This is a genomic window from Aestuariibaculum scopimerae, assembly GCF_059428085.1.
Genome location: NZ_CM182089.1, coordinates 1,612,594 through 1,635,519 on the forward strand (window position 1 = coordinate 1,612,594; position 22,926 = coordinate 1,635,519).

At 36.4% G+C, this 22,926-nt stretch carries 30 protein-coding genes; 25 read left to right on the top strand and 5 right to left on the bottom strand.

The features are described 5' to 3' along the window. Positions 1 to 200 precede the first annotated feature (200 nt). From AC5SR4_RS07020 to AC5SR4_RS07040, 5 genes are all read left to right on the top strand, one after another. Positions 201 to 419: a DUF6364 family protein gene (locus tag AC5SR4_RS07020; protein WP_495358827.1), complete on the top strand. Its 219-nt coding sequence runs from the start codon at positions 201 to 203 to the stop codon at positions 417 to 419. 178 nt (positions 420 to 597) lie between these two features. Beyond that, positions 598 to 1,350, top strand: coding sequence for a hypothetical protein (locus AC5SR4_RS07025; RefSeq protein ID WP_495358828.1), 753 nt, complete (start codon positions 598 to 600; stop codon positions 1,348 to 1,350). A 130-nt stretch (positions 1,351 to 1,480) separates the two neighbouring features. Next, on the top strand, positions 1,481 to 1,642 hold the full coding sequence (locus AC5SR4_RS07030) for a hypothetical protein (RefSeq protein ID WP_495358829.1): 162 nt from the start codon (positions 1,481 to 1,483) through the stop codon (positions 1,640 to 1,642). A 3-nt stretch (positions 1,643 to 1,645) separates the two neighbouring features. Next, positions 1,646 to 2,215 (top strand): TetR/AcrR family transcriptional regulator, encoded by a 570-nt coding sequence (locus AC5SR4_RS07035; protein ID WP_495358830.1) that lies wholly within the window; start codon positions 1,646 to 1,648, stop codon positions 2,213 to 2,215. Next, the gene (locus AC5SR4_RS07040) at positions 2,200 to 2,766 is read left to right on the top strand and encodes a TetR/AcrR family transcriptional regulator (protein ID WP_495358831.1); all 567 of its coding nucleotides are present in this window, start codon (positions 2,200 to 2,202) and stop codon (positions 2,764 to 2,766) included. Before AC5SR4_RS07035 ends, AC5SR4_RS07040 begins: the two co-directional genes overlap by 16 nt. A gap of 12 nt (positions 2,767 to 2,778) precedes the next feature. Here the strand turns inward: AC5SR4_RS07040 and AC5SR4_RS07045 are convergent, their stop codons facing one another. Further along, entirely contained in the window at positions 2,779 to 3,198 is a 420-nt protein-coding gene (locus tag AC5SR4_RS07045) for a nuclear transport factor 2 family protein (protein ID WP_495358832.1), read from the bottom strand. 237 nt (positions 3,199 to 3,435) lie between these two features. Here AC5SR4_RS07045 and AC5SR4_RS07050 point away from each other — a divergent pair, with 237 nt between their 5' ends. The 11 genes from AC5SR4_RS07050 to AC5SR4_RS07100 all read left to right on the top strand — a co-directional run bounded on the left by AC5SR4_RS07050 (position 3,436) and on the right by AC5SR4_RS07100 (position 11,040). Further along, positions 3,436 to 4,206, top strand: coding sequence for a hypothetical protein (locus tag AC5SR4_RS07050; protein ID WP_495358833.1), 771 nt, complete (start codon positions 3,436 to 3,438; stop codon positions 4,204 to 4,206). Between the two features lie 96 nt (positions 4,207 to 4,302). Continuing rightward, the gene (locus AC5SR4_RS07055; RefSeq protein WP_495358834.1) at positions 4,303 to 4,542 is read left to right on the top strand and encodes a ribbon-helix-helix domain-containing protein; all 240 of its coding nucleotides are present in this window, start codon (positions 4,303 to 4,305) and stop codon (positions 4,540 to 4,542) included. Further along, positions 4,535 to 4,822, top strand: a complete 288-nt coding sequence (locus AC5SR4_RS07060) for a type II toxin-antitoxin system RelE/ParE family toxin (protein ID WP_495358835.1) — start codon at positions 4,535 to 4,537, stop codon at positions 4,820 to 4,822. The genes AC5SR4_RS07055 and AC5SR4_RS07060 overlap by 8 nt, the downstream gene beginning before the upstream one ends. Positions 4,823 to 5,024: 202 nt before the next feature. Next, positions 5,025 to 5,873 carry a methylated-DNA--[protein]-cysteine S-methyltransferase gene (locus tag AC5SR4_RS07065; RefSeq protein WP_495358836.1) on the top strand — a complete coding sequence of 283 codons (849 nt, stop codon included), beginning with the start codon at positions 5,025 to 5,027 and terminating at the stop codon, positions 5,871 to 5,873. 111 nt (positions 5,874 to 5,984) lie between these two features. Further along, on the top strand, positions 5,985 to 6,587 hold the full coding sequence (locus AC5SR4_RS07070) for an alpha-ketoglutarate-dependent dioxygenase AlkB family protein (protein WP_495358837.1): 603 nt from the start codon (positions 5,985 to 5,987) through the stop codon (positions 6,585 to 6,587). Between the two features lie 75 nt (positions 6,588 to 6,662). Then, a complete protein-coding gene (locus AC5SR4_RS07075) occupies positions 6,663 to 7,394 on the top strand; it encodes an SDR family oxidoreductase (RefSeq protein WP_495358838.1) in 732 nt (243 codons plus the stop codon). Positions 7,395 to 7,647: 253 nt separating this feature from the next. Then, entirely contained in the window at positions 7,648 to 8,460 is an 813-nt protein-coding gene (locus AC5SR4_RS07080) for a class I SAM-dependent methyltransferase (RefSeq protein WP_495358839.1), read from the top strand. A 48-nt stretch (positions 8,461 to 8,508) separates the two neighbouring features. After that, positions 8,509 to 8,886 carry a nuclear transport factor 2 family protein gene (locus AC5SR4_RS07085; RefSeq protein WP_495358840.1) on the top strand — a complete coding sequence of 126 codons (378 nt, stop codon included), beginning with the start codon at positions 8,509 to 8,511 and terminating at the stop codon, positions 8,884 to 8,886. A gap of 211 nt (positions 8,887 to 9,097) precedes the next feature. Further along, the gene (locus AC5SR4_RS07090; RefSeq protein WP_495358841.1) at positions 9,098 to 9,643 is read left to right on the top strand and encodes a carboxymuconolactone decarboxylase family protein; all 546 of its coding nucleotides are present in this window, start codon (positions 9,098 to 9,100) and stop codon (positions 9,641 to 9,643) included. Positions 9,644 to 9,718: 75 nt separating this feature from the next. Further along, complete coding sequence (locus AC5SR4_RS07095) at positions 9,719 to 10,144, top strand: DUF1348 family protein (protein ID WP_495358842.1); 426 nt, start codon at positions 9,719 to 9,721, stop codon at positions 10,142 to 10,144. Positions 10,145 to 10,155: 11 nt separating this feature from the next. After that, the gene (locus AC5SR4_RS07100) at positions 10,156 to 11,040 is read left to right on the top strand and encodes a helix-turn-helix domain-containing protein (protein ID WP_495358843.1); all 885 of its coding nucleotides are present in this window, start codon (positions 10,156 to 10,158) and stop codon (positions 11,038 to 11,040) included. 59 nt (positions 11,041 to 11,099) lie between these two features. Here AC5SR4_RS07100 and AC5SR4_RS07105 read toward each other — a convergent pair whose 3' ends face one another. Both AC5SR4_RS07105 and purN read right to left on the bottom strand, forming a co-directional pair. Beyond that, complete coding sequence (locus tag AC5SR4_RS07105) at positions 11,100 to 11,741, bottom strand: ribonuclease H1 domain-containing protein (RefSeq protein ID WP_495358844.1); 642 nt, start codon at positions 11,739 to 11,741, stop codon at positions 11,100 to 11,102. Continuing rightward, positions 11,734 to 12,309 (bottom strand): phosphoribosylglycinamide formyltransferase, encoded by a 576-nt coding sequence (gene purN, locus AC5SR4_RS07110; RefSeq protein WP_495358845.1) that lies wholly within the window; start codon positions 12,307 to 12,309, stop codon positions 11,734 to 11,736. Before purN ends, AC5SR4_RS07105 begins: the two co-directional genes overlap by 8 nt. Positions 12,310 to 12,494: 185 nt before the next feature. On the opposite strand from purN, the gene AC5SR4_RS07115 reads away from it, so the two are divergent. The 5 genes from AC5SR4_RS07115 (at position 12,495) to pyk (ending at position 16,877) form a co-directional block, all read left to right on the top strand. Further along, a complete protein-coding gene (locus AC5SR4_RS07115) occupies positions 12,495 to 12,728 on the top strand; it encodes an acyl carrier protein (RefSeq protein WP_008269813.1) in 234 nt (77 codons plus the stop codon). A 13-nt stretch (positions 12,729 to 12,741) separates the two neighbouring features. Then, positions 12,742 to 13,992, top strand: a complete 1,251-nt coding sequence (gene fabF / locus AC5SR4_RS07120; RefSeq protein WP_495358846.1) for a beta-ketoacyl-ACP synthase II — start codon at positions 12,742 to 12,744, stop codon at positions 13,990 to 13,992. A gap of 103 nt (positions 13,993 to 14,095) precedes the next feature. Then, positions 14,096 to 14,836 carry a ribonuclease III gene (rnc, locus tag AC5SR4_RS07125; RefSeq protein WP_495358847.1) on the top strand — a complete coding sequence of 247 codons (741 nt, stop codon included), beginning with the start codon at positions 14,096 to 14,098 and terminating at the stop codon, positions 14,834 to 14,836. 119 nt (positions 14,837 to 14,955) lie between these two features. Then, complete coding sequence (locus AC5SR4_RS07130; protein WP_495358848.1) at positions 14,956 to 15,441, top strand: IPExxxVDY family protein; 486 nt, start codon at positions 14,956 to 14,958, stop codon at positions 15,439 to 15,441. Then, on the top strand, positions 15,441 to 16,877 hold the full coding sequence (gene pyk / locus AC5SR4_RS07135) for a pyruvate kinase (protein ID WP_495358849.1): 1,437 nt from the start codon (positions 15,441 to 15,443) through the stop codon (positions 16,875 to 16,877). Before AC5SR4_RS07130 ends, pyk begins: the two co-directional genes overlap by 1 nt. Positions 16,878 to 16,883: 6 nt before the next feature. Here pyk and dinB read toward each other — a convergent pair whose 3' ends face one another. Then, entirely contained in the window at positions 16,884 to 17,984 is a 1,101-nt protein-coding gene (dinB, locus tag AC5SR4_RS07140) for a DNA polymerase IV (protein ID WP_495358850.1), read from the bottom strand. Between the two features lie 78 nt (positions 17,985 to 18,062). Here dinB and AC5SR4_RS07145 point away from each other — a divergent pair, with 78 nt between their 5' ends. From AC5SR4_RS07145 to AC5SR4_RS07160, 4 genes are read left to right on the top strand one after another with little or no spacing between them, the layout of a single operon-like run. Continuing rightward, positions 18,063 to 18,680: a DUF2238 domain-containing protein gene (locus tag AC5SR4_RS07145; protein ID WP_495358851.1), complete on the top strand. Its 618-nt coding sequence runs from the start codon at positions 18,063 to 18,065 to the stop codon at positions 18,678 to 18,680. Beyond that, complete coding sequence (locus AC5SR4_RS07150) at positions 18,661 to 19,131, top strand: CYTH domain-containing protein (RefSeq protein ID WP_495358852.1); 471 nt, start codon at positions 18,661 to 18,663, stop codon at positions 19,129 to 19,131. Before AC5SR4_RS07145 ends, AC5SR4_RS07150 begins: the two co-directional genes overlap by 20 nt. Before the next feature lie 34 nt (positions 19,132 to 19,165). Then, positions 19,166 to 19,705: a YciI family protein gene (locus AC5SR4_RS07155; protein WP_495358853.1), complete on the top strand. Its 540-nt coding sequence runs from the start codon at positions 19,166 to 19,168 to the stop codon at positions 19,703 to 19,705. Next, positions 19,706 to 20,587 (top strand): endonuclease/exonuclease/phosphatase family protein, encoded by an 882-nt coding sequence (locus tag AC5SR4_RS07160; protein ID WP_495358854.1) that lies wholly within the window; start codon positions 19,706 to 19,708, stop codon positions 20,585 to 20,587. 2 nt (positions 20,588 to 20,589) lie between these two features. On the opposite strand, the gene pbpC is transcribed toward AC5SR4_RS07160, so the two are convergent. Further along, positions 20,590 to 22,926, bottom strand: a complete 2,337-nt coding sequence (pbpC, locus tag AC5SR4_RS07165) for a penicillin-binding protein 1C (protein WP_495358855.1) — start codon at positions 22,924 to 22,926, stop codon at positions 20,590 to 20,592.

A 22,926-nucleotide genomic window follows, 5' to 3' on the forward strand; every position in this document is an offset into this window, starting at 1 on the left:
TGCCAATAATGTATAACCACAATCCACTTGGTATAACCACAATCCACTTGGAATTGCTAACGTTAGTGCTAAACCTAAAATTATTTACTTTAATCCCGTAATTGACGGTTATACAAGACCATTGTGCTTAATTAAAATCTAACCAAGTATGAAAAGAATACCCATAGGGTTTTTATTGGCTCTTATTTGTTATCAATCTTATGCCCAAGAAATGTAGCACAAAGTTAACTTTAAAGCTCAATCAAAAGATTATTGAAAAAACTAAGGAATATGCTTCCAGCAAAAAAATGAGTTTATCTCGAATTGTTGAAGCCTATTTGCAATCTTTGACTACTGATAATGATACTTCTGATTTTGAGATTTCACCATTTGTAAAAAGTATTGCGACTGGAACTAAAATACCAACTGATTTGGGCTAAAATAACGACATCTAACAAATGGTATCCGTTTTCCCAAAGTACAACTACACAAGGCTTTAATTGTTTAAAATAAGTTTATTTACAAGCATTTACTTATATTTGAGAGGATGTATAGACAGTAAGCGTAATAAAATACATTTATTAAATAGTTAGCCTTTATTATGACCAACCATAACAGATGATAAAATTCTTTAGGAAATTTAGACAAAAATTGTTGACTGAAAATAAATTCAACAAATATCTTCTTTATGCATTTGGAGAAATCATTCTTGTTGTTATTGGTATATTAATTGCGATACAGGTTAACAACTGGAATGCAATTCGGATTGAGAACAAAACGATTACTAATTATTATAGGCGTATAATTATAGAGTTAGATGACGGAATCACTCAATCTAATTCACAAAAAAAGGATATTGACACATTAATTGCCATGAACAGCAAAGCTCTTAAAATTTTGAATTCTAAAAATTTAGATTCTTTAGATATGTTAAAGAACTTTCTAGGAGCTACAGCAACGACCTATATAACTAATTATTCATTTCCTATAACAAAAGAATTTATTAACCTGGGCTATTTATCCAAAATAAAAAATGACAGTCTTAAAAGTAACTTTAAATATTTTTCAGGTTTATTAGAATTTATAGAAAATATAAATAAGCATAGTACCAACCAATATCAAACTACAATAGAACCTTTTTTTAATAAAAATATAAATTATAGTGAGGTTGTCTTAAAAGAGTTTAAAACAAATTTAATTGAAGGAGGTCCTAAAACGGATTTCAAAGATTTACATGACAATCTTGAAATATGGAATATAATTACGTTTAAACAGGAAACTTTAACAACTAAATCTGAGCTGTATAACATTGCAATTGAGGGATTCGAATCGCTAAAGTCTGAGATAATAACTGAGTTAAATAAAAAATAACCAAAGGTACCATATATAAAAATTGCTGGTGTTGTGCTAAAAAAAGGTCGTTGCACGTTAGTATGTCTTGTAAAAGTAAAATTGCCAATGATACCGCAGAGACAAAAAATGTTAAATCCATACATAAGTCATGAAAAAACTACAATTTAAGAAAGCTATTAATGCACCAGCCGAGAAGGTTTATGATACCATGCTGGGCATTGGTAATATTGAAACACACGAACAATGGACTGCTGCATTTAACTCTACCTCAACCTATGAAGGAAGTTGGGAAAAGGCGAACAAACTTTAAAATATGAGACCTAAAGAATTTAGCAGAAACAGTGTTTTAGAAAAGTGTATTGTTCTCTTTTGGAAAGAGGGGTTTAATGGAACGGGTATTCAAAAAATAGTAGATCAAACAAATGTAAATAGATATTCACTTTATCAGGAGTTTGGTAATAAAGAAGGGATATTACTGGCTTCTTTACAACTATATGAAGAGCGACATATTAATTGGGGACTATTGTCTCAATCGGTATCTATACAGGAATTGTTATACACATTTTATTCAAGTTTTTTTAACCCCTCTAAAAACAATAATCACCCCATAGGGTGCTATATTGCCTCTATGGCCATGGAGCTTAGGGAAACGAATGAAATGCAGTTATATTTTAATACATACTTAGGGCTGTTAAAAGACAAATTTGAACAATTACTCCATGAAAAATCTGGGTTGAATATTGCCAAATTAAAGGTAATGGCCCAACAGCTTACAACATTATATTGTATAAGTATGGGGATGTATGTTATTTTTTCACAGCAAGAAGCAGAAAAGCGTATACAAAGTAATTTAAATTTAATTACCAAATGTCTAAACAAGTAAACCAGGAACTGCTTATAAAAAGAGCAGTGCCCATTTTTTGGGAAAATGGCTATAGGGCTGTTTCGTATCAAGAACTTGCGAAAGGGATGGGAATAAGCAAGTCTTTCCTGTACAATCAATGGGGAAAAGAACAACTGTTGCTGGACAGCATAGACAATTATTTATCTGAAAATATTGATCCTGTATTTCATTTTATAGAACATAGCGACAAGGGTGTAGAAGCTATTAGGGAGGTTTATCATGAAGTGGCAAATTCAAATTTTAATGAAGATCCATGCACCTGTATGCTCATGAACATTGCTTTAGAGCTAAAACAGGACCTACCAATACTAACCCCTGTTTACGACCAATTTCTTACCAACATGAGAAACGCATACAGTGCGGCACTTCACCATACATATAAAACAGGAGGGATTAAAGACATTGCTAACATACCCGAGTTTGTAGAAATGTTAGTGGGATTAATGTTTGGCCTAAACTTGCTCCTGCATTATAAATCGAGTGAAGAACTTATTGGCTACATAGATTCCTTTTTTGATCTTATTGAATAACAAACAAGGTTTTTATTCCATCCAACCTAATTCGCGTAAAGTCCATGGCGCATTCCAAATTTTGGTCATACGAACCACTTTGCCATCATCATTCATTTTAAGTGCATAAACATAGTGTGCATTCGTGGTTTTATTTGTTGGAGGAACCGGTCCGCCTTCTCCGGTATGTGTTGCCGTATACGTTGCAAAAAACAGCGCTGTTTTAGTAGCTTCATCAAAACTTGAAGCATGCAACTCATAATGACATCCAGGGGCTATGGTTCCAAATCCAACCATCCATCCTACATAATCCTCAACGGTTTTTAAGTCTACTAGCGGTTCGCATTGTCCGCCAAATGTGGCATTATCGGCTACGAAGTCCTTGCAGGCCTCCCAGCCACCAAGCGATTCACAATTGTGAAAGAATTTTTGAGCGTTTTCGAATAAAGTCATAATATTTTGTTTTAATTATTTATAGCAACAATATTATTAAGTATAGATTACGGACTAAATATTTTCGTTCAGAAACTACCCAGGAAGTTTTACTAAATAGGTGTTTTACATCTTAAACTATTAAACTTAGGGACAAGTATTTACTTATATTTGGGTAAATATTATGGAGAATGACTGTAATTTAGAATGTGTTTTTAAGATGAAAGACAAATAAATTACCAAATACAGAACAACCAAATGGAAAGAGTGCATCTATTTGAATTTGAAGACCAAAAATGGTTTCCAGAGTTTTTAAGAAACTACATGACCGATTTTTTACAGTTTCTATCCAACAAAACAAAAATGTATAAGCCCATCATCCCTATTATTAAAAAGGGGTTAGAAAAAAGTGGAACAAATCGAATAATAGACCTTGGTTCGGGTGGTGGTGGCGGACTTATTTGGTTGAACGCCGAATTAAAAAAAGAGATCCCAAATTTAAAGATTACACTAACAGATTTTTATCCAAATATTTCAGCTTTTAAGTTCACAAAAAGTAAATCGGATAATTTTGAGTGTATTGACAAACCTATCGATGCCAGGGATGTACCATTAGAATTAAAGGGATTGAGGACCCAATTTTTGTGCCTGCACCATTTTAAACCCCATGATGCTAAGCAAATACTTCAAAACGCTATTGATACAAATAGCGCGATAGCCATATTTGAAGGCCAAGAAAGAAGCATACCAAGTATTTTGGCTATGTTGTTTTCGCCAATAAGTGTTTTACTAACAACGCCATTTATAAGGCCGTTTAAGTTAGGACGGATTATGTTTACGTATTTAATTCCGGTTGTTCCCTTAGTTGTTTTATGGGACGGCATGGTTTCTTCTTTAAGAACGTATTCGGTTAAAGAAATGAATAAACTTGTTGAAAGTTTAAAGGGAACAGAAAACTACGATTGGGAAATAAACAAAGTAAAATCTGGACCAGGCGTTATTCTTTATCTATTAGGGACTAAAAAATAAAATATAATGGATTATACTTTGTAAGGATATAATTAATTGCCAATGATTTGTAGTTTGATGCGGTTTTGGTGTATATTTACACCAAACAATATAATTATGGCAAGACAAAGTATATCATTAACAAAGCCCAATGACGAATGGCTAAAAAGCCAAGTAGACAGTATGGAGTATTCAAGTAAAAGTGAACTAGTAAATGACTTGATTAGGCAGGCTCGAAAACAGCAAGTTCAAATTGACTGGATTCGTGCTAAATTGGAGAAAGCTGAAGTAAGCGGATTTACAAATGACAATAAAGAAGATATTTTAGCAAAATCAAAGTCATTGTTAAATGGCTAAATACCGATTAAGCAATGAAGCTAAAAATGACTTGATTCGGATTCACCATTATGGAGTCAAAAAATTTGGAATGGATCAAGCGGACAAATATTTTGATGCCTTCTTTGAATATTTTGATAGTATTGCACAAAGACCTTTTTCGTTTGAGTCTGTCGATTATATAAAAAAAGGGTACAGACGTTGTGTTTGTGGTGTTGACAGTATTTATTTTAAAGTAAATGAAAATATAGTGGAAATAATGGCAATTATTGGAAGGCAAGATTTGGATGAAAAGCTATAAGCTAAACAGCTCTTATATTGAAAACAAAGAACCTTCATAAAACAATAACTTATTTAATGGTCTAGTATAAAGAACGGATAAACGATATGATTAATAAGTATATAACAAGTCGCGTGCCGTACAAAAATGGCTGTACAGTTTAGCAAGTTTTGGGTTTTATAGAAGTAAAATCGGTTCTACTTTTACTGTTAATTTGAGTTTAATGAACGAGCAAGAATACATAAATTATAACCGAATAGCAGAAGCTATTGAATACATACAACAGAATTTCACAAAGCAACCAACTCTTGAGGAAATTGCAAAAGAAGTACATTTAAGCCCATTTCACTTCCAGAGAATTTTTACCGATTGGGCAGGCGTTAGTCCTAAAAAATTCTTGCAATACATAAGCGTTCAACATGCCAAGCAAATTTTGAATGATTCGCAATCTACGTTATTTGAAACGGCATACAGAACAGGACTTTCGGGAACGGGTAGATTGCACGATTTGTTTGTGAAAATTGAGGGAATGACCCCTGGGGAGTATAAAAACAAAGGGGAAAACCTTACTATAAACTATAGTTTTGCTGAAAGTTTGTTTGGACGAATTTTAATTGCTTCTACACACAAAGGCATTTGTTATATGGGCTTTTTAGACGATAACCAAATAGCCTTTTCGGAATTGGAAAAACGTTTTCCTAAAGCGAGTTTCATACAACAAAAAGATGCCATTCAACAAAATGCTCTACAAATTTACACACAAGATTGGAGCAAAATCAATAAGATAAAACTACACCTAAAAGGCACAGATTTTCAGCTAAAAGTTTGGGAAGCACTTTTAAAAATTCCAACGGGAAATTTGGTAACTTACGGAAATATTGCAAAAATTATTCAAAAGCCGAAAGCATCAAGAGCAGTTGGAACGGCTATTGGGAATAATCCCATTGCTTTTTTAATTCCCTGTCACAGAGTTATTCAATCTACAGGAATACTTGGTGGCTATATGTGGGGAACAACTCGAAAAGCGGCCATTATTGGTTGGGAAGCATCAAAAATCAATACTTTTAAATAGTATGATATAGCAATAGAAAATGGTATGGGTTTCTTTACCATTGAACAAGCAAATAAACCAAGGGTTGTATCTGACGATATTATTTGCTGACCGATTATAAAATTAAGAAGAATGGACTTGTTTAATGCTACAAAAAATGCCAATATCTTACCTTTTGATGGGGAAGCAAAGTATTATGGCCCAGTAATGAATACAGAAAAAGCCCAATATTATTTTAACCAATTGCTACAGAACATTCAATGGGAAAATGACAAAGCTATCATTTTTGGAAAATTGATCATTACCAAACGTAAAGTAGCTTGGTATGGAGATAACCCATTTCATTATACCTATTCGAATACTACTAAATTGGCGCTGCCATGGACTAAAACGCTTTTAGAACTCAAAGACATTGTAGAAAATAAGATAGGCGAAAAATTTAACGCTTGTTTGCTTAATTTATACCATAATGGGGACGAAGGTATGGCCTGGCATAGTGATGGTGAAAAGGAATTGAAAAAGAATGGTGCAATAGCTTCATTAAGTTTTGGAGCGGAGCGCAAATTTTTATTTAAACACAAGGAAACAAAACAAAAGGTTTCTGTTCGTTTAGAAAAAGGGAGTTTGTTGGTTATGAAAGGAAAAACACAAACGAATTGGTTACACTGTTTACCCCCAACTAAGAAAGTAAAAAGTGCGAGAATAAATGTAACATTTAGAACCATCGAATTTTAATATAGCAAGTATTGGGTTTTATAGGGCTAATGACCCATGTATGTTTGTATAATAATTAATCGAAAAAAATGAATTATGCAAACATTGAAAAACAAAGTAATCTTAATTACAGGAGCAAATAGAGGAATTGGAAAATCACTGGTTAAAGCGTCATTGGAAAAAGGAGCAGGAAAAATTTATGCTACTTCCAGAGATTTAAACAAAATGCCAAATTTTGGAGACAAAAGGGTGATAACTTTAGAATTAGACATTACGGATAATGCCCAAATTTTAAAAGTTGCAGAACAAACAACAGATGTAGAAGTACTTATTAATAATGCAGGGGTTTTAAGTCAAGGTAATGTTTTGGACGGAGAAATTAGTGCTGTGGAACACGATATGAAAGTGAACTATTATGGCACTATGAAGATGATGCGGGCATTTGCACCTATTTTAGAGAAAAATGCACCGTCAAAAATAATCAATATCGTTTCTATTGTAGCTTATTCGCCTTTACCATCTTTAGCAGGATATTCTGCTTCAAAAACAGCTTTGTATTCAGCTACACTTTCGGTAAGAATTGAATTGGCTAAAAAAGGCATAACAGTACACGCTGTAAACCCAGGAGCAATCGACACCGATATGAACAAGGGAAGCGCATGGGATATGCCGGCACCAGACGGAATTGCAACAATAATATTAGATAAAGTAGAAGTAGGAGAATTAGATATTATTCCTGATGAAATGGGACTTGGAATGTTTAATGCTTGGAAAGAAGCCCCTTCAAAATTGGCAGAGATGTTTTCCAATATGTATCATGGAGAATAACAAAGGACAGTAGACACGCGTATAAAAACATACACCCAATAAGGGATTAAGATAATAGCGGCTTCGATTTTTAATTGAAGGCGCTTTTTTATAGTTACTTGGAGCTTTAGATAACAATTTAAAACCAGTTACTTATAAGTATTTACTTATATTTGGGTAAACAAAAATAAAATTAAATCATATAGAAAAGGCGAACCTTTTATTAGAGTTTATAAAAATATGTTGAACACTAAAGCCAAGCTAAAAAATCCTAATGGAAGCAAAATATGATAAAATAGGAACCGATTATAATGTAACCCGAAAAGTAGATAAATACTTAACCGAACAGTTGTTATACCATTTAAAACCTACCAAAAATGGTAAATATTTAGATATTGGATGCGGAACAGGAAATTATACCAATGAACTTCACAAAAAAGGATTTGAGGTTATTGGGATCGATCCATCTAAAATCATGCTAGAAAAGGCAAGACTTAAGAACCATAGGATTTATTGGAAAATGGGATCGGCAGAAAACACGGGGATTCCAAAAAATTTCGTAGACGGGATAATGGCGTCTTTAACAATACACCATTGGAAAGATTTAGGGATTGGGTTTTCTGAACTCCACAGGGTCTTAAAACCAAATGGAAGAATGGTGATTTTTACATCAACACCCAAACAAATGAAGGGTTACTGGCTAAATCATTATTTCCCCAAAATGTTATCAGATTCAATAACTCAAATGCCAAATTTGGAAACGGTTAAAACGGCTATGAAAGATAGTGGAATAACGTTTTTAGAAATAGATAAATATTTTATAAAACCTGATTTACAGGACCTATTTCTATATTGTGGCAAACATAACCCTGAATTGTATTTTGATGAACAAATAAGACATGGAATTTCTTCATTTTCTTCGTTGTCTAATCGAGCAGAAGTAGAACAAGGATTATTAAAATTAAGAACAGACATTAACACTGGGAAGATAAAGGAGATTATTAAATCTTATGAAAATGACTTTGGAGATTATTTATATGTTATTGGGAAAAAGCCAGCAGGTAATACCCCTAAAACCATTGTTTAAGTCCTTAAAATTTTATAATGATAATATAGAAACGAAACCCCTAATAAAATGACAAAAATCACTGTAAATACAGATTGTGGAAATGCACCAAAAAGAGTTTTTATAAAAGACATTAATATAGCGTTTGTAAAGGGAGATGTAGATTTTCTGGTTGGGTGTGTAACAGACCATATTGTTTGGAATATAATTGCCGACAAAACAATTGAAGGAAAAGAAAAGTTTGCTGAGGCATTGAAAGCAATGAAGGCGGGAGATATAAAGGAATTAGTTCTCCACCAAGTTTTAACCCACGGAAAAGCGGGCGCGGCAAATGGGACTATATACATGCAGAACGGAAAACAATATGCGTTTTCGGACTTTTATGAATTTAGTGGGGCTAAAGGCACAAAAGTAAAAGCGATAACATCTTATATAATTGAGATTTAAGAAAAGTTAGAATAAAAAATACCATTTGTATATTTAGGGGTTCGTGTTTAAGCCCTGAATAAAAGTTTATCATAGCATGCAAGAAGGGAGTACAGTTTTATGCGTTCCAAGAAAATTGTCCATCCATTAACGAAATTCATCCATTTTAATACATGTGGTTTCTGCCCACCTTTGTCATGTCAATAAAGACAAATAATTTAAAAATAAAAAAATGGAAAATTTACTAGAAACAACATTTAACGTACCAACCAAAAATGAAGTCGGAACCATTAATCAAGAGATTTTTGAAAACTTAAACAAAGCATTGGGCTTTGTGCCAAATCTGTATGCAACAATTGCTTATTCTAACAACGGGCTTAAAAGATATTTAGATTTTCAAAATGCAAAAACATCCTTAAGCAACAAAGAAAAAGAGGCCGTAAACTTGATAGTAAGTCAAGTAAATAACTGTATTTACTGCCAAAGCGCGCATGTAGTTATTGGAAAAATGAATGGGTTTAATGATTCACAGTTGTTGGATATTCGTAAAGGCAAGAGTGATGACAGCAAGCTAAATGCTTTAGTAAAACTGGCAGAAGACCTAACTAGAAACCGTGGCAATGCTGCTGCAGAAACTGTAGAGGACTTTTTTGCACAAGGGTATACCAAAGAAAATTTGGTGGATGTCATTCTTCAAATAAGTGATAAAACAGCCATGAACTATCTGCATAACCTAACCAAGGTACCTGTAGATTTTCCTTTGGCACCAAGTATTTAAACAAGTAACAGGTAAAACATCGTGAAAGGTAAATTGAAAGCCTTTCGCGGTGTTAATGCCTTAAAATTTTTTTAGATGATGAAACCAGAAGAAAAACGCTATCCGCTTCCACCCTTTACAATGGAAACTGCTCTTGAAAAAGTACAGAAAGCAGAAGATGCCTGGAACAGTAAAAACCCCATAGAAGTCTCGAAGGCCTATACTGTAGATTCCCAATGGCGAAACAGAACCCAATTTATTAACGGCCGGGAAGAAATAATACAATTCTTAACCGAAAAATGGGAAAAGGAGAAAAACTACACCTTAAAAAAAGAACTTTGGGGATTTCGCGAAAATAGAATGGCCGTAAGGTTTGAGTATGAATTTCAAAATGAAAACGACCAATGGTTTAGAGCCTATGGGAATGAGCTTTGGGAATTTGATGATAATGGCCTTATGGCAAAACGTTTTGCAAGCATTAATGATTTAGAAATAAAAGAAGAGCACCGAAAATTTAAATAATTTTGGCATATATGACACAAAAGAACAATTTTACACTAATCAACCCAAAAATAGGAAACCTGGCATTTAAGCTATCCCAGTTTGAAAATGAAAACCCTTTTGACCACATTCAACGGATGAACTATTACTCCTTGATTTGGATAACAGCAGGCAAAGGAACCGTTAGGGCAGATTTTCATGAGCATGAATTTAAGGATAACATGTTGTTTTCATTTTCTACCTATCAACCATTCATGTTCAGTTTTTCTGGTAATTTTAAGATGGTAGTTATAAATTTTCATCCAGATTTCTTTTGTATTCATAAACACCAGAAAGAAGTGGCTTGTGATGGGGTGTTGTTCAATAATATTTACCATCCGCCTTTTGTTGAAATAAACAAAGCAAGCAAAACCAGTTTTGAAAATGTTGTTGAGCAGATAAAAGCAGAAATACAAAACCCTGCACTGGCACAATATGAACTGCTCATTTCGTATTTAAAGATCGTTTTAATAACAGCCTCAAGGCTAAAAACCGAACAGCAACCAAACGCACAAAAGGCAACAGCAAACGCCAAAACCCCATTTGTTTTACAGAACTTAAAAAACTATATCGAACAGCATTACAAAACAAAGCACACCGCCAGCGATTATGCCGAGATGTTGGCAATAAGCCCAAAAGCTTTGGCAAAGCTCACCAAAGCACATTTTAATAAAACCTTGACAGATTTAATTTCTGAACGGATTGTTATTGAAGCTAAAAGGGAACTGTATCTTACAAACAAGTCCATTAAAGCTATTGGGTACGAACTGGGGTATCATGATGAATATTACTTTAGCAGGTTCTTTAAGAAAAATGTAGATGTTTCCCCCCAGGTATATAGAGAAACAGTAGGGTTTGATAAAGCGTCTACCGTCTAAACATTCTTGCCCAACACTAAGCCAAAAATCATTTGCCTGATATTGGGCTTGATATCAATTCATTTTCGTCCAAAATCCGCAGGAATCTCTCCCCAGGCCTTGGTTTCCCATTTCACTATAGTAGTGGTGTAGGTATGGGTTTTAAGCCAGTGCACGGCACGGTCTACCAATTCAAACAAGGCTTTGTTTTTTTCGGTGCGGGGTAATTTGGTATTGCAGGTTTTCTTTTTTACCCAGCTTATGGCCGTTTTCGAGTCGGTATAAATAATACGGTCACTTTGCTTTTTTTTAAGCAGTGCCAAGCCGTGTACGATGGCCAAAAATTCACCAATATTATTGGTGCCTTCCTCAAAAGGCCCTTGTATAAAGAGCTGTTTTTTGGTTTTGGTATCTACACCGCGGTATTCCATTTTCCCGGGGTTGCCACTCGAGGCTGCATCTACGGCAATGGAGTGGTAATTGGGCTGACCTATTTTTTTAAGCTGTTCTTTAGAAAGTGCACTTTTAAAGGTTTTAGATTGGCCCACATAATCTTTATAACGGCCTTTTAAAGCCTCCTTAGCAGCATTAAAGGTTTCAAAGGCTTTGTATTGGGCGCCCTCATAATTGGTGATCTGCGCTTTGCAATCGGCCCAACTGTCAAACACGCCTGTGTGGTGTCCTTTCCAAACGGTGTAATATTTTTTCTTTTTTTTACGCATTCGTGTCAACAAGTAATTGCGCTACCACCTTTGGGAAATGTGCCATTTCCAGTTCATGGATTTTAGCAGCTACATCCTCGGCCGTATCGGTGGGGTTTACATCACAGGTGGCTTGAAAAATAATGGCGCCCTCATCATAGTGTTCATTTACATAATGTATGGTAATGCCCGTTTGGGATTCCTTGTTGGCAACTACAGCCTGGTGCACATACATGCCATACATCCCTTTGCCGCCATAATTGGGCAACAGTGCCGGATGGATATTAATGACTTTATTGGGAAATGCTTGTAAAATAGGTTCAGGCATCTTCCATAAAAATCCGGCCAAAACAATTAAATCGGGCTGAAAAGCTTTTAAAACATTAAGGACATCATTGGTTTTTGTAAAGGCCGTTCGGTTAAAGGAAAGCGCACTAACCCCAAGGGTTTTACAGCGCTCTAACACTTTGGCCTGTGGGTTGTTGGTAAGCACTTGGGTAACCCTTGCCGTGGTGCTATCTTTAAAAAAGGTAATTAAGTTTTCGGCATTACTACCGCTACCGGATGCAAAAATGACGATTCGCTTCATGTTTTGTGTTATGCTATTGGAATTCTTCGAACAAAAAAAAGAATAATTATTAACATTTAGTAGCTAAATTATAAATACTTAAAAGGAATTTAGTAAATTACAAACACATTTTTAAAGTAAACATGTGTTTTAAAAATAAAGTTTTTTATTTTTGCCAACTAATTAAAACTTAAAATTAAAAGATTATGTCAGACATTGCATCAAGAGTAAAAGCGATTATCGTAGACAAATTAGGAGTTGATGAGAACGAAGTTGTTACTGAAGCGAGCTTCACAAACGATTTAGGAGCAGACTCTTTAGACACTGTAGAATTAATCATGGAATTCGAAAAAGAATTCGATATTCAAATTCCAGACGACCAAGCAGAAAACATTGCTACAGTTGGTCAAGCTATATCATACATAGAAGAAGCAAAATAAGCTAGTATACTTTATGGAATTAAAGCGAGTTGTAGTCACAGGATTGGGCGCTTTAACACCGATTGGAAATACCAAGGAAGCCTATTGGGATGCTCTAGTCAGTGGTAAAAGTGGTGCTGCGCCTATAACATATTTTGATACCGAAAAGTTTAAAACAAAGTTTGCTTGTGAGTTGAAAGACTTTAAGGCGACGGACTTTATAGACCGAAAGCTTGCTGGTAGAATGGATAAATTTACGCAGTATGCTATGGTAGCTTCTGATGAAGCTATAGCAGATGCGAAGTTGAATTTAGACACTATCAATAAGTTACGCGTAGGTGTTATATGGGGCGCTGGTATTGGTGGCTTGGAAACCTTTCAAGAAGAAGTTTTAAACTTTGCCAAAGGGGACGGTACACCGCGATTCAATCCTTTCTTTATCCCCAAAATGATTGCAGATATTGCACCAGGGAATATATCCATTAAATATGGGTTTATGGGGCCTAACTATACTACGGTTTCTGCCTGTGCATCTTCGGCAAATGCCATGTTTGATGCCTTAAATTCCATTAGATTGGGGCATTGCGATGTTGTAATAACCGGAGGAAGCGAAGCTGCTGTTACCATTGCGGGAATGGGCGGATTTAATGCCATGCATGCACTATCTACTAGAAACGAAAGTCCAGAAACGGCCTCTAGACCTTTTGATGGTACCAGAGATGGTTTTGTGCTTGGTGAAGGCGCTGGTGCTCTTGTTTTGGAAGAGTATGAACATGCCAAGGCTCGAGGCGCTAAGATTTATGCCGAATTTATCGGTGGTGGCTTATCTTCTGATGCTTACCATATGACGGCACCGCACCCAGAAGGACACGGTGTGATGGCAGTTATGAAGAATTGTTTGGAGAATGCAGGACTTAAACCAGAAGACGTTGATCACATAAATACCCACGGTACTTCAACACCATTGGGCGATGTTGCTGAACTTAAAGCCATTTCTGAAGTGTTTGGAGACCATGCGAAGCACATTAATATCAATTCTACTAAATCAATGACCGGACACCTGCTAGGTGCTGCTGGTGCTATTGAAGCCATCTCGGCAATTATGGCTATGGAACACGGGATTGTTCCCCCAACCATTAACCATACTACTGTAGATGAAAACATTGATCCAGAATTGAATTTAACGTTGAACAAGGCCCAAAAAAGAGCTATTAAAATAGCCATGAGCAATACCTTTGGGTTTGGTGGCCATAACGCTTGTGTATTATTCAAGAAACTAGATTGAATGCCCGAATGAAATAAACCAAAATAAAAGATAAAATTTTATATTAAAATGATTTTAAGGTTTATTACGACATCTGACATTAAAGTAATATATTAATAATCAGATGAAAAGCATTCGAAACATATTAAATTCCCGTTTTAAACGCAACGGGAATTTTTTTATGGAATTGTATAAAATACTGGGGTTTAAGCCCAAACAGGTCAAGTTTTATAAAAAAGCTTTTACGCACCGTTCTATGAACATACGCGATAGTAAGGGCAATGCCATTAATTATGAGCGTTTGGAGTTTTTGGGCGATGCCATGTTAAGTGCCGTGATTGCGTCGCACTTGTACTTGGAAGTACCCAGTGGCGATGAGGGCTATTTAACTAAAATGCGTTCTAAAGTAGTTAGCAGAGAGCATTTAAATGAACTGGGAAGAGACCTAAACCTAATAAACCTAGTAGAGAGTAAAATACCATCTGGACAGTTTGGCGATAACATTCATGGCAATCTGTTTGAAGCTTTGGTGGGGGCCATATTTTTAGATAGGGGTTACAAGCATTGCGAAAAATTTATATACAAGCGGGTAATCCTGCCCTATGTAGACATTGAAACCCTGGAAGGCAAGGTTATTAGTTATAAGAGTTTGCTTATAGAGTGGTGCCAAAAAGAAAAGAAAACATTCAACTACAATGTCTATGAAGATACCGGAAATGATGAAGTACGGCATTTTTCGGTAAAACTATCCATAGATAATAAAGTCATTGCCAAAGCCCGGGCAACCTCCAAAAAAAAGGCCGAGGAAAAAGCATCTAAACGCGCTTTTTTTGCCTTTCAAAACAAAATGTCCAAGCTCATTTAAAAGGCTTGTAAACAAAGTAATTAACTATAACGTTTTAGTTGCGTTTCTTTCCAAGATTAACGAAAACTTATTAGAACTGAATATTATAAATACTATATTTACAGCGATTAATATAAGTTATGGCTATTCACAAACTTATTCTTGACAATGTTTTTGATGAAGTGTCGAGCACTTTAATAGCAATTCATTGTTCGGTAGAGGATTATCGGTTGGCCTATTTACTGAACAAATATTTGGGCACGGGGCTGGTTAGAAAAGCATCCGATCTTGATTTCAGTCTTGAAAAATCAACTTACACCATTTTTGAATGGGAAGACTGTAAACAACTAACCACATGGAGTCTGGTATCTAATATGTGTAAGGTAGAAGAACACCAACAGGTAAATTACAGTTCGTTGTTCGATACGCCAGATAAAATCATTAAAACAACCCATTTAATACCAGAATATAAACGGGTAAACTATTTCTTGAAAATAGACAATGAGTTTAAAGCGAGCAAGGAGAAATATATTTTAAATAGTATATTAAGTATTCCGCAAGTTGTAACAGCCTTTAGTATAGACATCAGTCAATTAAAATCAAAAGACAATTTAATTTTTAGCTAATGCCATTAAATAAAAAAACCAAAATAGTAGCCACATTAGGGCCCGCAACAAGTACCAAAGATATTTTAAAAGGGATGCTTGATGAGGGTGTTAATGTATTTAGAATTAACTTTTCGCATGCCGATTATAAGGATGTTGCTGAGCGGATAAAAATGATAAGGGAATTGAATGAGGAATACGGTTATAATGCTGCTATTCTGGCCGATTTACAGGGGCCTAAACTTCGTGTAGGGGTGATGAAAGAGGAAGTCGTGGTGCATCCTGGCGATGAAATTGTATTTGCTACGGGAGAGCGTTTTGAAGGCACCAAGGAGCGTGTTTATATGACTTATGAGCGCTTTCCACAAGATGCCAAACCAGGTGAGCGTATTCTTTTGGATGATGGGAAATTGATTTTTGAAGTGGTGTCTTCTGATAATGACTCTGAAGTTACTGCTAAAGTTATACAGGGAGGCCCTTTAAAATCTAAAAAAGGAGTGAACTTACCCAATACTAATATTTCGCAACCCGCTTTAACCGAAAAAGATATTGAAGATGCCATTTTTGCCATCGGGGAGGAAGTAGATTGGATAGCCCTATCCTTTGTACGCCATGCTGAAGATTTAATGCAATTGCGTGATTTAATAGAAAAACACAGTGATTATAAAATTCCTATCATTGCGAAAATAGAAAAGCCAGAAGCGGTAACCAATATAGATAAAATTGTTTCGCATTGTGATGGTATTATGGTAGCACGAGGTGATTTAGGAGTTGAAGTTCCTGCGGAAGAGGTGCCTCTAATCCAAAAACAGTTGGTGTTACGGGCTAAAAAAGCTAGAATACCGGTAATAATTGCTACCCAAATGATGGAAACCATGATTTCCAGCTTAACGCCTACCCGAGCCGAAGTGAACGATGTTGCCAACTCGGTAATGGACGGTGCCGATGCCGTAATGCTATCTGGAGAAACCTCGGTGGGTAAATACCCCGTTGAAGTCATCAGGCAAATGGCTAGCATCTTAAAGAGCGTGGAAGATTCCCCATTAATTAAAGTACCACAATTGCCACCGCACATACGTACCAACCGTTACATTACCAAATCCATTTGTTATCATGCCGCTAATATGGCAAACGAAATTAATGCCAAGGCCATTTCAACCTTAACTAATAGTGGATATACGGCTTTTCAAATTTCGGCCTGGAGGCCCTCATGCTATATTTTGGTATTTACGCCAAACAAACGCATATTAACCCAGTTAAGTCTACTTTGGGGTGTTAAAGCCTTCTTTTACGACCGATTTGTGTCTACCGACCAAACGGTGGGGGATATTAATAGAATAGCTAAAAAGCACAAGTACGTTACTAAGGGGGATATGGTTATTAGTTTGGCCTCTATGCCTATTGCTGAAAAAGGGATGGTAAATACCTTGCGCGTTAGGGAGATTGTAAACGATTAGGATATTTTAAAAATCAAACTTTAATTGTACGCTTACACTTTTTTGTTCGGGGGCAGCGCGTTTGGTTTCAGTATTTAAGTTAGACATGGAAATGCCCAGCAAGCGTACCGAGTTGCTCAGCTTTTCTTGATATAGTAGGTCTTTGGCAGTCTCTAAGATTAACCCTTTATCACTAATAAAATAATGCAGGGTCTTGCTGCGTGTTTGCAGCGTAAAGTCACTGTACTTAATTTTTAGCGTTACGGTTTTTCCTGCTACCTGGCTTTTGTTTAGCCGTCGGGCAACTTCATCGGCAATATGGTCCAGTTTCTCTAGCATAAAAATTTCAGAGGACAGGTTTTCACTAAACGTCCGTTCGGCAGCTAGGCTTTTTCTTATCCTATTGGGTTTTACTTCGCTATTATGAATGCCCCGAACCACATAATAATAGTATCGACCCGATTTTCCAAAATGGTCGCTTAAGTATTCCAAGGATTTTTGCTTTAAATCCATACCTGTAAAAATACCCAACTGGTACATCTTTTCGGCAGTTACCTTACCTACTCCGTAAAACTTTCTAATATCCAACTGTTCTAAAAACGGAAGTACCTCTTCGGGGTTTACCGTTTTTTGGCCATTGGGTTTGTTATAATCGCTTGCTACTTTAGCAATAAACTTATTGATGGAAATTCCTGCCGAGGCTGTTAAACCAATCTCCTTAAAAATACGATCCCGGATGTCTTGGGCTATTAAAGAGGCGCTGGGGTTGCCTTTTTTATTAAGGGTAACATCCAAATAGGCTTCATCCAAAGAAAGGGGCTCTACCAAATCGGTATAATCATAAAAAATGGCCCTAATTTTCTTGGAGATTTCAGAGTATCGTTCAAAGCGCGGTCTAACAAAAATAAGGTTTGGACATAGCTTAGCAGCCAGATTTCCAGCCATTGCACTTTTTACACCAAACTTTCGTGCTTCGTAACTAGCGGCACTTACCACGCCACGCTTGCCGCCACCTCCTACCGCAATGGGTTTGCCCTTTAGTTTGGGGTTGTCCATTTGCTCTACAGAAGCATAAAACGCATCCATATCTACATGAATAATTTTACGTATGGGTAAATCGTTAACCATTTTTAAACTTGAATATTTCAAAAATAAGATATCTTTGGGTGAGATACTATTTTGGGTGAGATACTATTTAAAGATGCCATGAAATTAATTTACACGCTTCTTATTTTATTAGGAATATTATTTATCTGGTCGGCTATTAAGCCCCATGATTATTTTACATGGTTCTTGGAAGTCTTACCCGCCGTTATTGGTATACTAATTTTAATTGTTACCTTTAATAACTTTAGGTTTACACACTTAGTTTACACACTTGTTTTTTTTCATGGTATTATTTTAATTGTTGGAGGTCATTACACATATGCAGAAGTTCCATTTTTTGATTGGTTACAGGAGGTGTTCCATCAACAAAGAAACAATTATGATAAATTGGGGCATTTTGTGCAAGGCTTTGTTCCTGCTATGATTGCCAGAGAGCTATTGTTACGAAAAGCAGTAGTGAGTACCACAAAATGGTTAAATTTTATTGTAGTTTGTATGGCTTTAGCTATTAGTGCCACTTATGAGTTTATTGAATGGGGGGTATCGTTAGTTACAGGAGAGGGAGGAGATTCATTCCTTGGAACCCAGGGATATATTTGGGATACACAATCTGATATGTTGTATGCAACTATTGGGGCCATATTAGCATTGCTTACACTAAGCAAATTTCATGATAAACAATTAAAGCATTTACAGATTGAAAGAAATAGAACGTAAATTTTTAGTGATTTCAAACGCGTACAGAGCCATTGCTTTTAAAAAGACCAGAATTGTTCAAGGGTTTTTAAACACACATAAAGAACGCACTGTAAGAGTTCGGATAAAAGGTGAGCAAGGTTTTATAACCGTAAAAGGCCTATCTGCTTCCAATGGGGTATCACGCTTTGAATGGGAAAAAGAAATCCCAAAGCAAGAAGCCGAAGCGTTGTTAAAAATCTGTGAACCAGGGGTTATTGATAAAATACGTTTTGAAGTGAAAGTGGAAAACCATATTTTTGAAATAGACGAGTTTTATGGCGACAATGAAGGCCTAATAATTGCTGAGATTGAACTGCGTGATGAAAATGAAACATTTTTTAAGCCCGATTGGTTGGGAACCGAAGTTACGGGCAATATTAAATATTACAACTCGCAATTGAGTAAACGGCCATTTAAAACTTGGGAATGATTGTTTTAGGGATAGATAGAAAAAAAACAAAGACATGAAGAAATTATTAAGCATTTTTATAGTAACCACAACATTACTGGCATGTAAAAACGATACAAAGGCACCCATGGCAGAAGAAACAGATACGGTTATAGTGGAGGATACTCTGGATGTTTTAGAAAAGCAGATAGACAAACCTGTTAAAAAAACCATCAAAGAAATTAAGACGGAACTGACAGCTAAAGGCTTTCAGACCTTTGACTATGTGGATATAAAGACCCAAGACACCATTTTAATGCAACAGTATTTTATTGCATTTCTGAAGAGTGGACCCATCCGTTCGCAGAATGAAGAGGAAGCCCAACTGTTACAAGAACAACACCTAGCACATTTAAGAAAAATGTACGAACTGGGTTATGCCGATATTTCAGGGCCTTTTGGTGATAATGGCGACATTCGGGGCATTACTATTTATAATGTGCCCACACTTAAAATGGCCGATAGTTTGGCTAATGCCGACCCTATGGTAAAAGCTGGCCGGTTGGTGATTGAAGTACACCCCTGGTGGGCCGCAAAAGGATTCTCATTACGATAGATGGTAAAAAGGATCGTCCAAATCTTAAGAATTCTACTGCAGGTTGTCAATGTATTAATCATTATAACCTTATTAAAGATTCATTTTATTGAGAAGGAGGAGAGCTTTGGAGCGTCCTTAAACTTCTATTTGTTTCCGCTGCCTGTTATTATTGCAATTGTGCTGCTATTGTCCTTAATATTAAAGGTAAAGAAGTATAATATTATTTTGGCGGGCATGTTAACGTTGGTGTGGTTGGGGCGAAGCTTTAAGTTTCATATACCAGACCGCGTAACGGAAGCCGATCTGGAAGTGGTTTTTTGGAACGCCTCTCGTAACAATGGTTTTGAGGAAGCTTTTGAGGAAAATGGAGGGAAGCCGGATGTGATGGTTTTGGTTGAGACGGAAAGTAGTGCCATGAAAGCGTTACAATCTAAATACCCTAAAGACTATTTTTATGAGATAGGGCGTGAGATTTATATCTTTTCTAAAACCAAGATACAAATTAAAAACACTACAATTTCTAGATACCATTCTACGGTGGTGCATTTTAAAACGAGGGGACTTAATTTTTATGCTGTTGATGTACAGGGCAGTACCGATGTGCCACGCGAATGGGAGTTAAATTTTGTAAGCAAAGAAATTAAGGATACCCAAAACACGATTATTTTAGGCGATTTTAATGCCCCTTATGAATCCAAGTATTTAAAGCCCATTAAAAAAAACTTTAATCAAGCCTTTAATAAAAAGGGCAATGGGTTTCGAGAAACCTGGTTTTATAACATCCCGCTTTTATCGCTAGATCATATTTGGGTGTCTAAAGATTTAAGGGTCTTAAAGACCAAGAAAGTGTTTACCACAAAATCCGATCATAGCATGTTAAAGACATTTGTAAAGATATAATCCTATTCCGAAATTTCAATCCACCGCTTGGCCTCATTTCCGTAACTATCAACCACCGTAATAAGGTGTTTACCAGTACTTGGGATTACAGCCATATCGTGGATGTCTTTGGTAGCCCCCACAAAAGTGTCATCTATATACCAAAATACGGTGGTAGCAGGTTTGGAGTGTGCTAGTCTTAAAATGAGTTCATTGGTAGTGCCATCAAAATCCTTGGGTAAAAAAACACTATTGTCTTGATTGGGGTATATAAACTGCATGCTTACGGGCTGTGACCCCAAACAGTTAGCTTTAAAAGGGGGCAAGGGTTTGTAAAATGGATTGTTGGCTCGGTAATAGTATGCCATTAAGGGCGGTAAAACAAACCACGATTGGTGTTGCATGTTGCTTGTAGATTCGCAGGAGGCGTTTACTTGATACTGCCCTGTTTTATCTAGGTGTACCTGGATGTGGTACGGACAAGGTCTAGTTTTTAAACCACTTTCCTGTATGTATTGGATCATTACCTCGTTACAATTAGGAGCTGCTCGGTAGCCACTTTTTTGACAAATGGAAGCTTCTTGCATGGCATCAAATGGTTTTGAAAACCAGTTGCTATTAGGTAAAAGATCAAACACATCAAACAGTATTGGTGCTGCAGTTTGTACACCTACCAGTCCCGGTCTGCCCTCACCATCAGCATTGCCTACCCATACACCCACTACATAATCTTTGGTAGTGCCTATGGCCCAAGCATCCCTAAAACCAAAACTGGTACCCGTTTTCCAAGCAATTTGCTTAGAGCCATCAAAGAACTCCCAGCTTTCATCGCCTTCGGGTCTATTGACGTTTTTTAAGCTTTCAAAAGTTAAATAAATAGAAGCAGCATCAAATAAGGTTTTATCAGTTGTTTTTTTGCCAAAGTCTATGGTTTCCGAAGCTAAAAAGGTAGGTTCACAAAACTCATTGGTGTAATATTCGCTAGAGGTTTCTGTAAAGTGATTTAAGGTAGCGGATAATGCAGCATAGCTTTTGCACAAGTCCCATAGATTGCTCTCGGCCCCTCCCAAAATTAGTGATAATCCATAATGGTTAGCGTTATAGGTTAAGTTCTTAAGCTGGAGTGTTTTTAAGTAATGGTGAAAACGATCCAGACCAAAGGCTTGCAACATTCGAACGGCAGGTACATTTAAAGAACGTGATAAGGCCCTACTGGCAGTAACGGCGCCATCATAGGTCTTATTGTAATTTTCGGGATTATAGCTGCCGTATTGTGTAGGAACATCGGCCACCAAGGTGTTGGGTAGGATTTCGCCGGCATCCAATAGGGCTGTATATAAAAAAGGTTTTAAAATACTGCCTGTACTTCGTGGTTTATCTATAACATCCACGTCTTTTTGATGGGTTTTATCGGTGGGGGTATTACCCACATAGGCTAAAACCTGACGGGTTTTTATATTCAATACTAGGACGGCTGCATTGTAAATTTCATTTTGGAGCAATTGGTTGTAATGTGTTTTTACAATGTGATTAACGCGTTGTTGCAAATGATTATCTATAGTGGTTTGAAGTTGTTTTCCTGGATAGCGTTGTACTACTTTTTGAAGTAAATGGGGCGCTATTTGCGGTAAGGGATAAGGTTTTTTTGGCAGTCCCTCTGCTATGGAAAGTGTATAGGTTAAGTTGTCTATAATCGCTTGATCCAATAGTTTTTTAAGAAGGGTGTTGCGCTTTTTAAGCAATCGTTCCTGATTTTTTCCCGGATATATTAAACTGGGCGCATTGGGTAGTACGGCTAGGGTGGCGCTCTCTGCCCAAGATAGATCGTAAGGGCTTCTGTTAAAATAGCGCCAAGCAGCGGCATCTAACCCTACCACGTTTCCCCCAAAAGGAGCATTACAGGTGTAATAGGCCAGGATTTGATCTTTAGGCTCCCTAAGTTCTAAACGGGTGGCCAAAATAAGTTCTTTTACTTTTTCAATATAGGTACGTGGCCGACCGTTTCTAGAGAGACGAATAACTTGTTGGGTTAAGGTACTGCCACCGCGCTTTACAGTACCTGATTTTAAATTATCGCGCATGGCCTTGAATATGGATATGGGATTGAACCCCGGATGTTTGTAAAAATAAGCATCTTCAAATTGGATGATGCAGGCTTTAAATTTTTCGGGTACTGAGTCGTTTTGTGGAAATCGCCACTGCCCATCCTTGGCTATTTGTGCACCCAAAAGTGTACCATCTTTACTGGTAATAATGGTAGCCGTAGCATTATTAAATAGGTGTTTGGGTAAACAGAGGGCATACGCAATTAAGAATACACCTATAATACTCAACTTGACTTTATGTTTCTTCAAAAACAT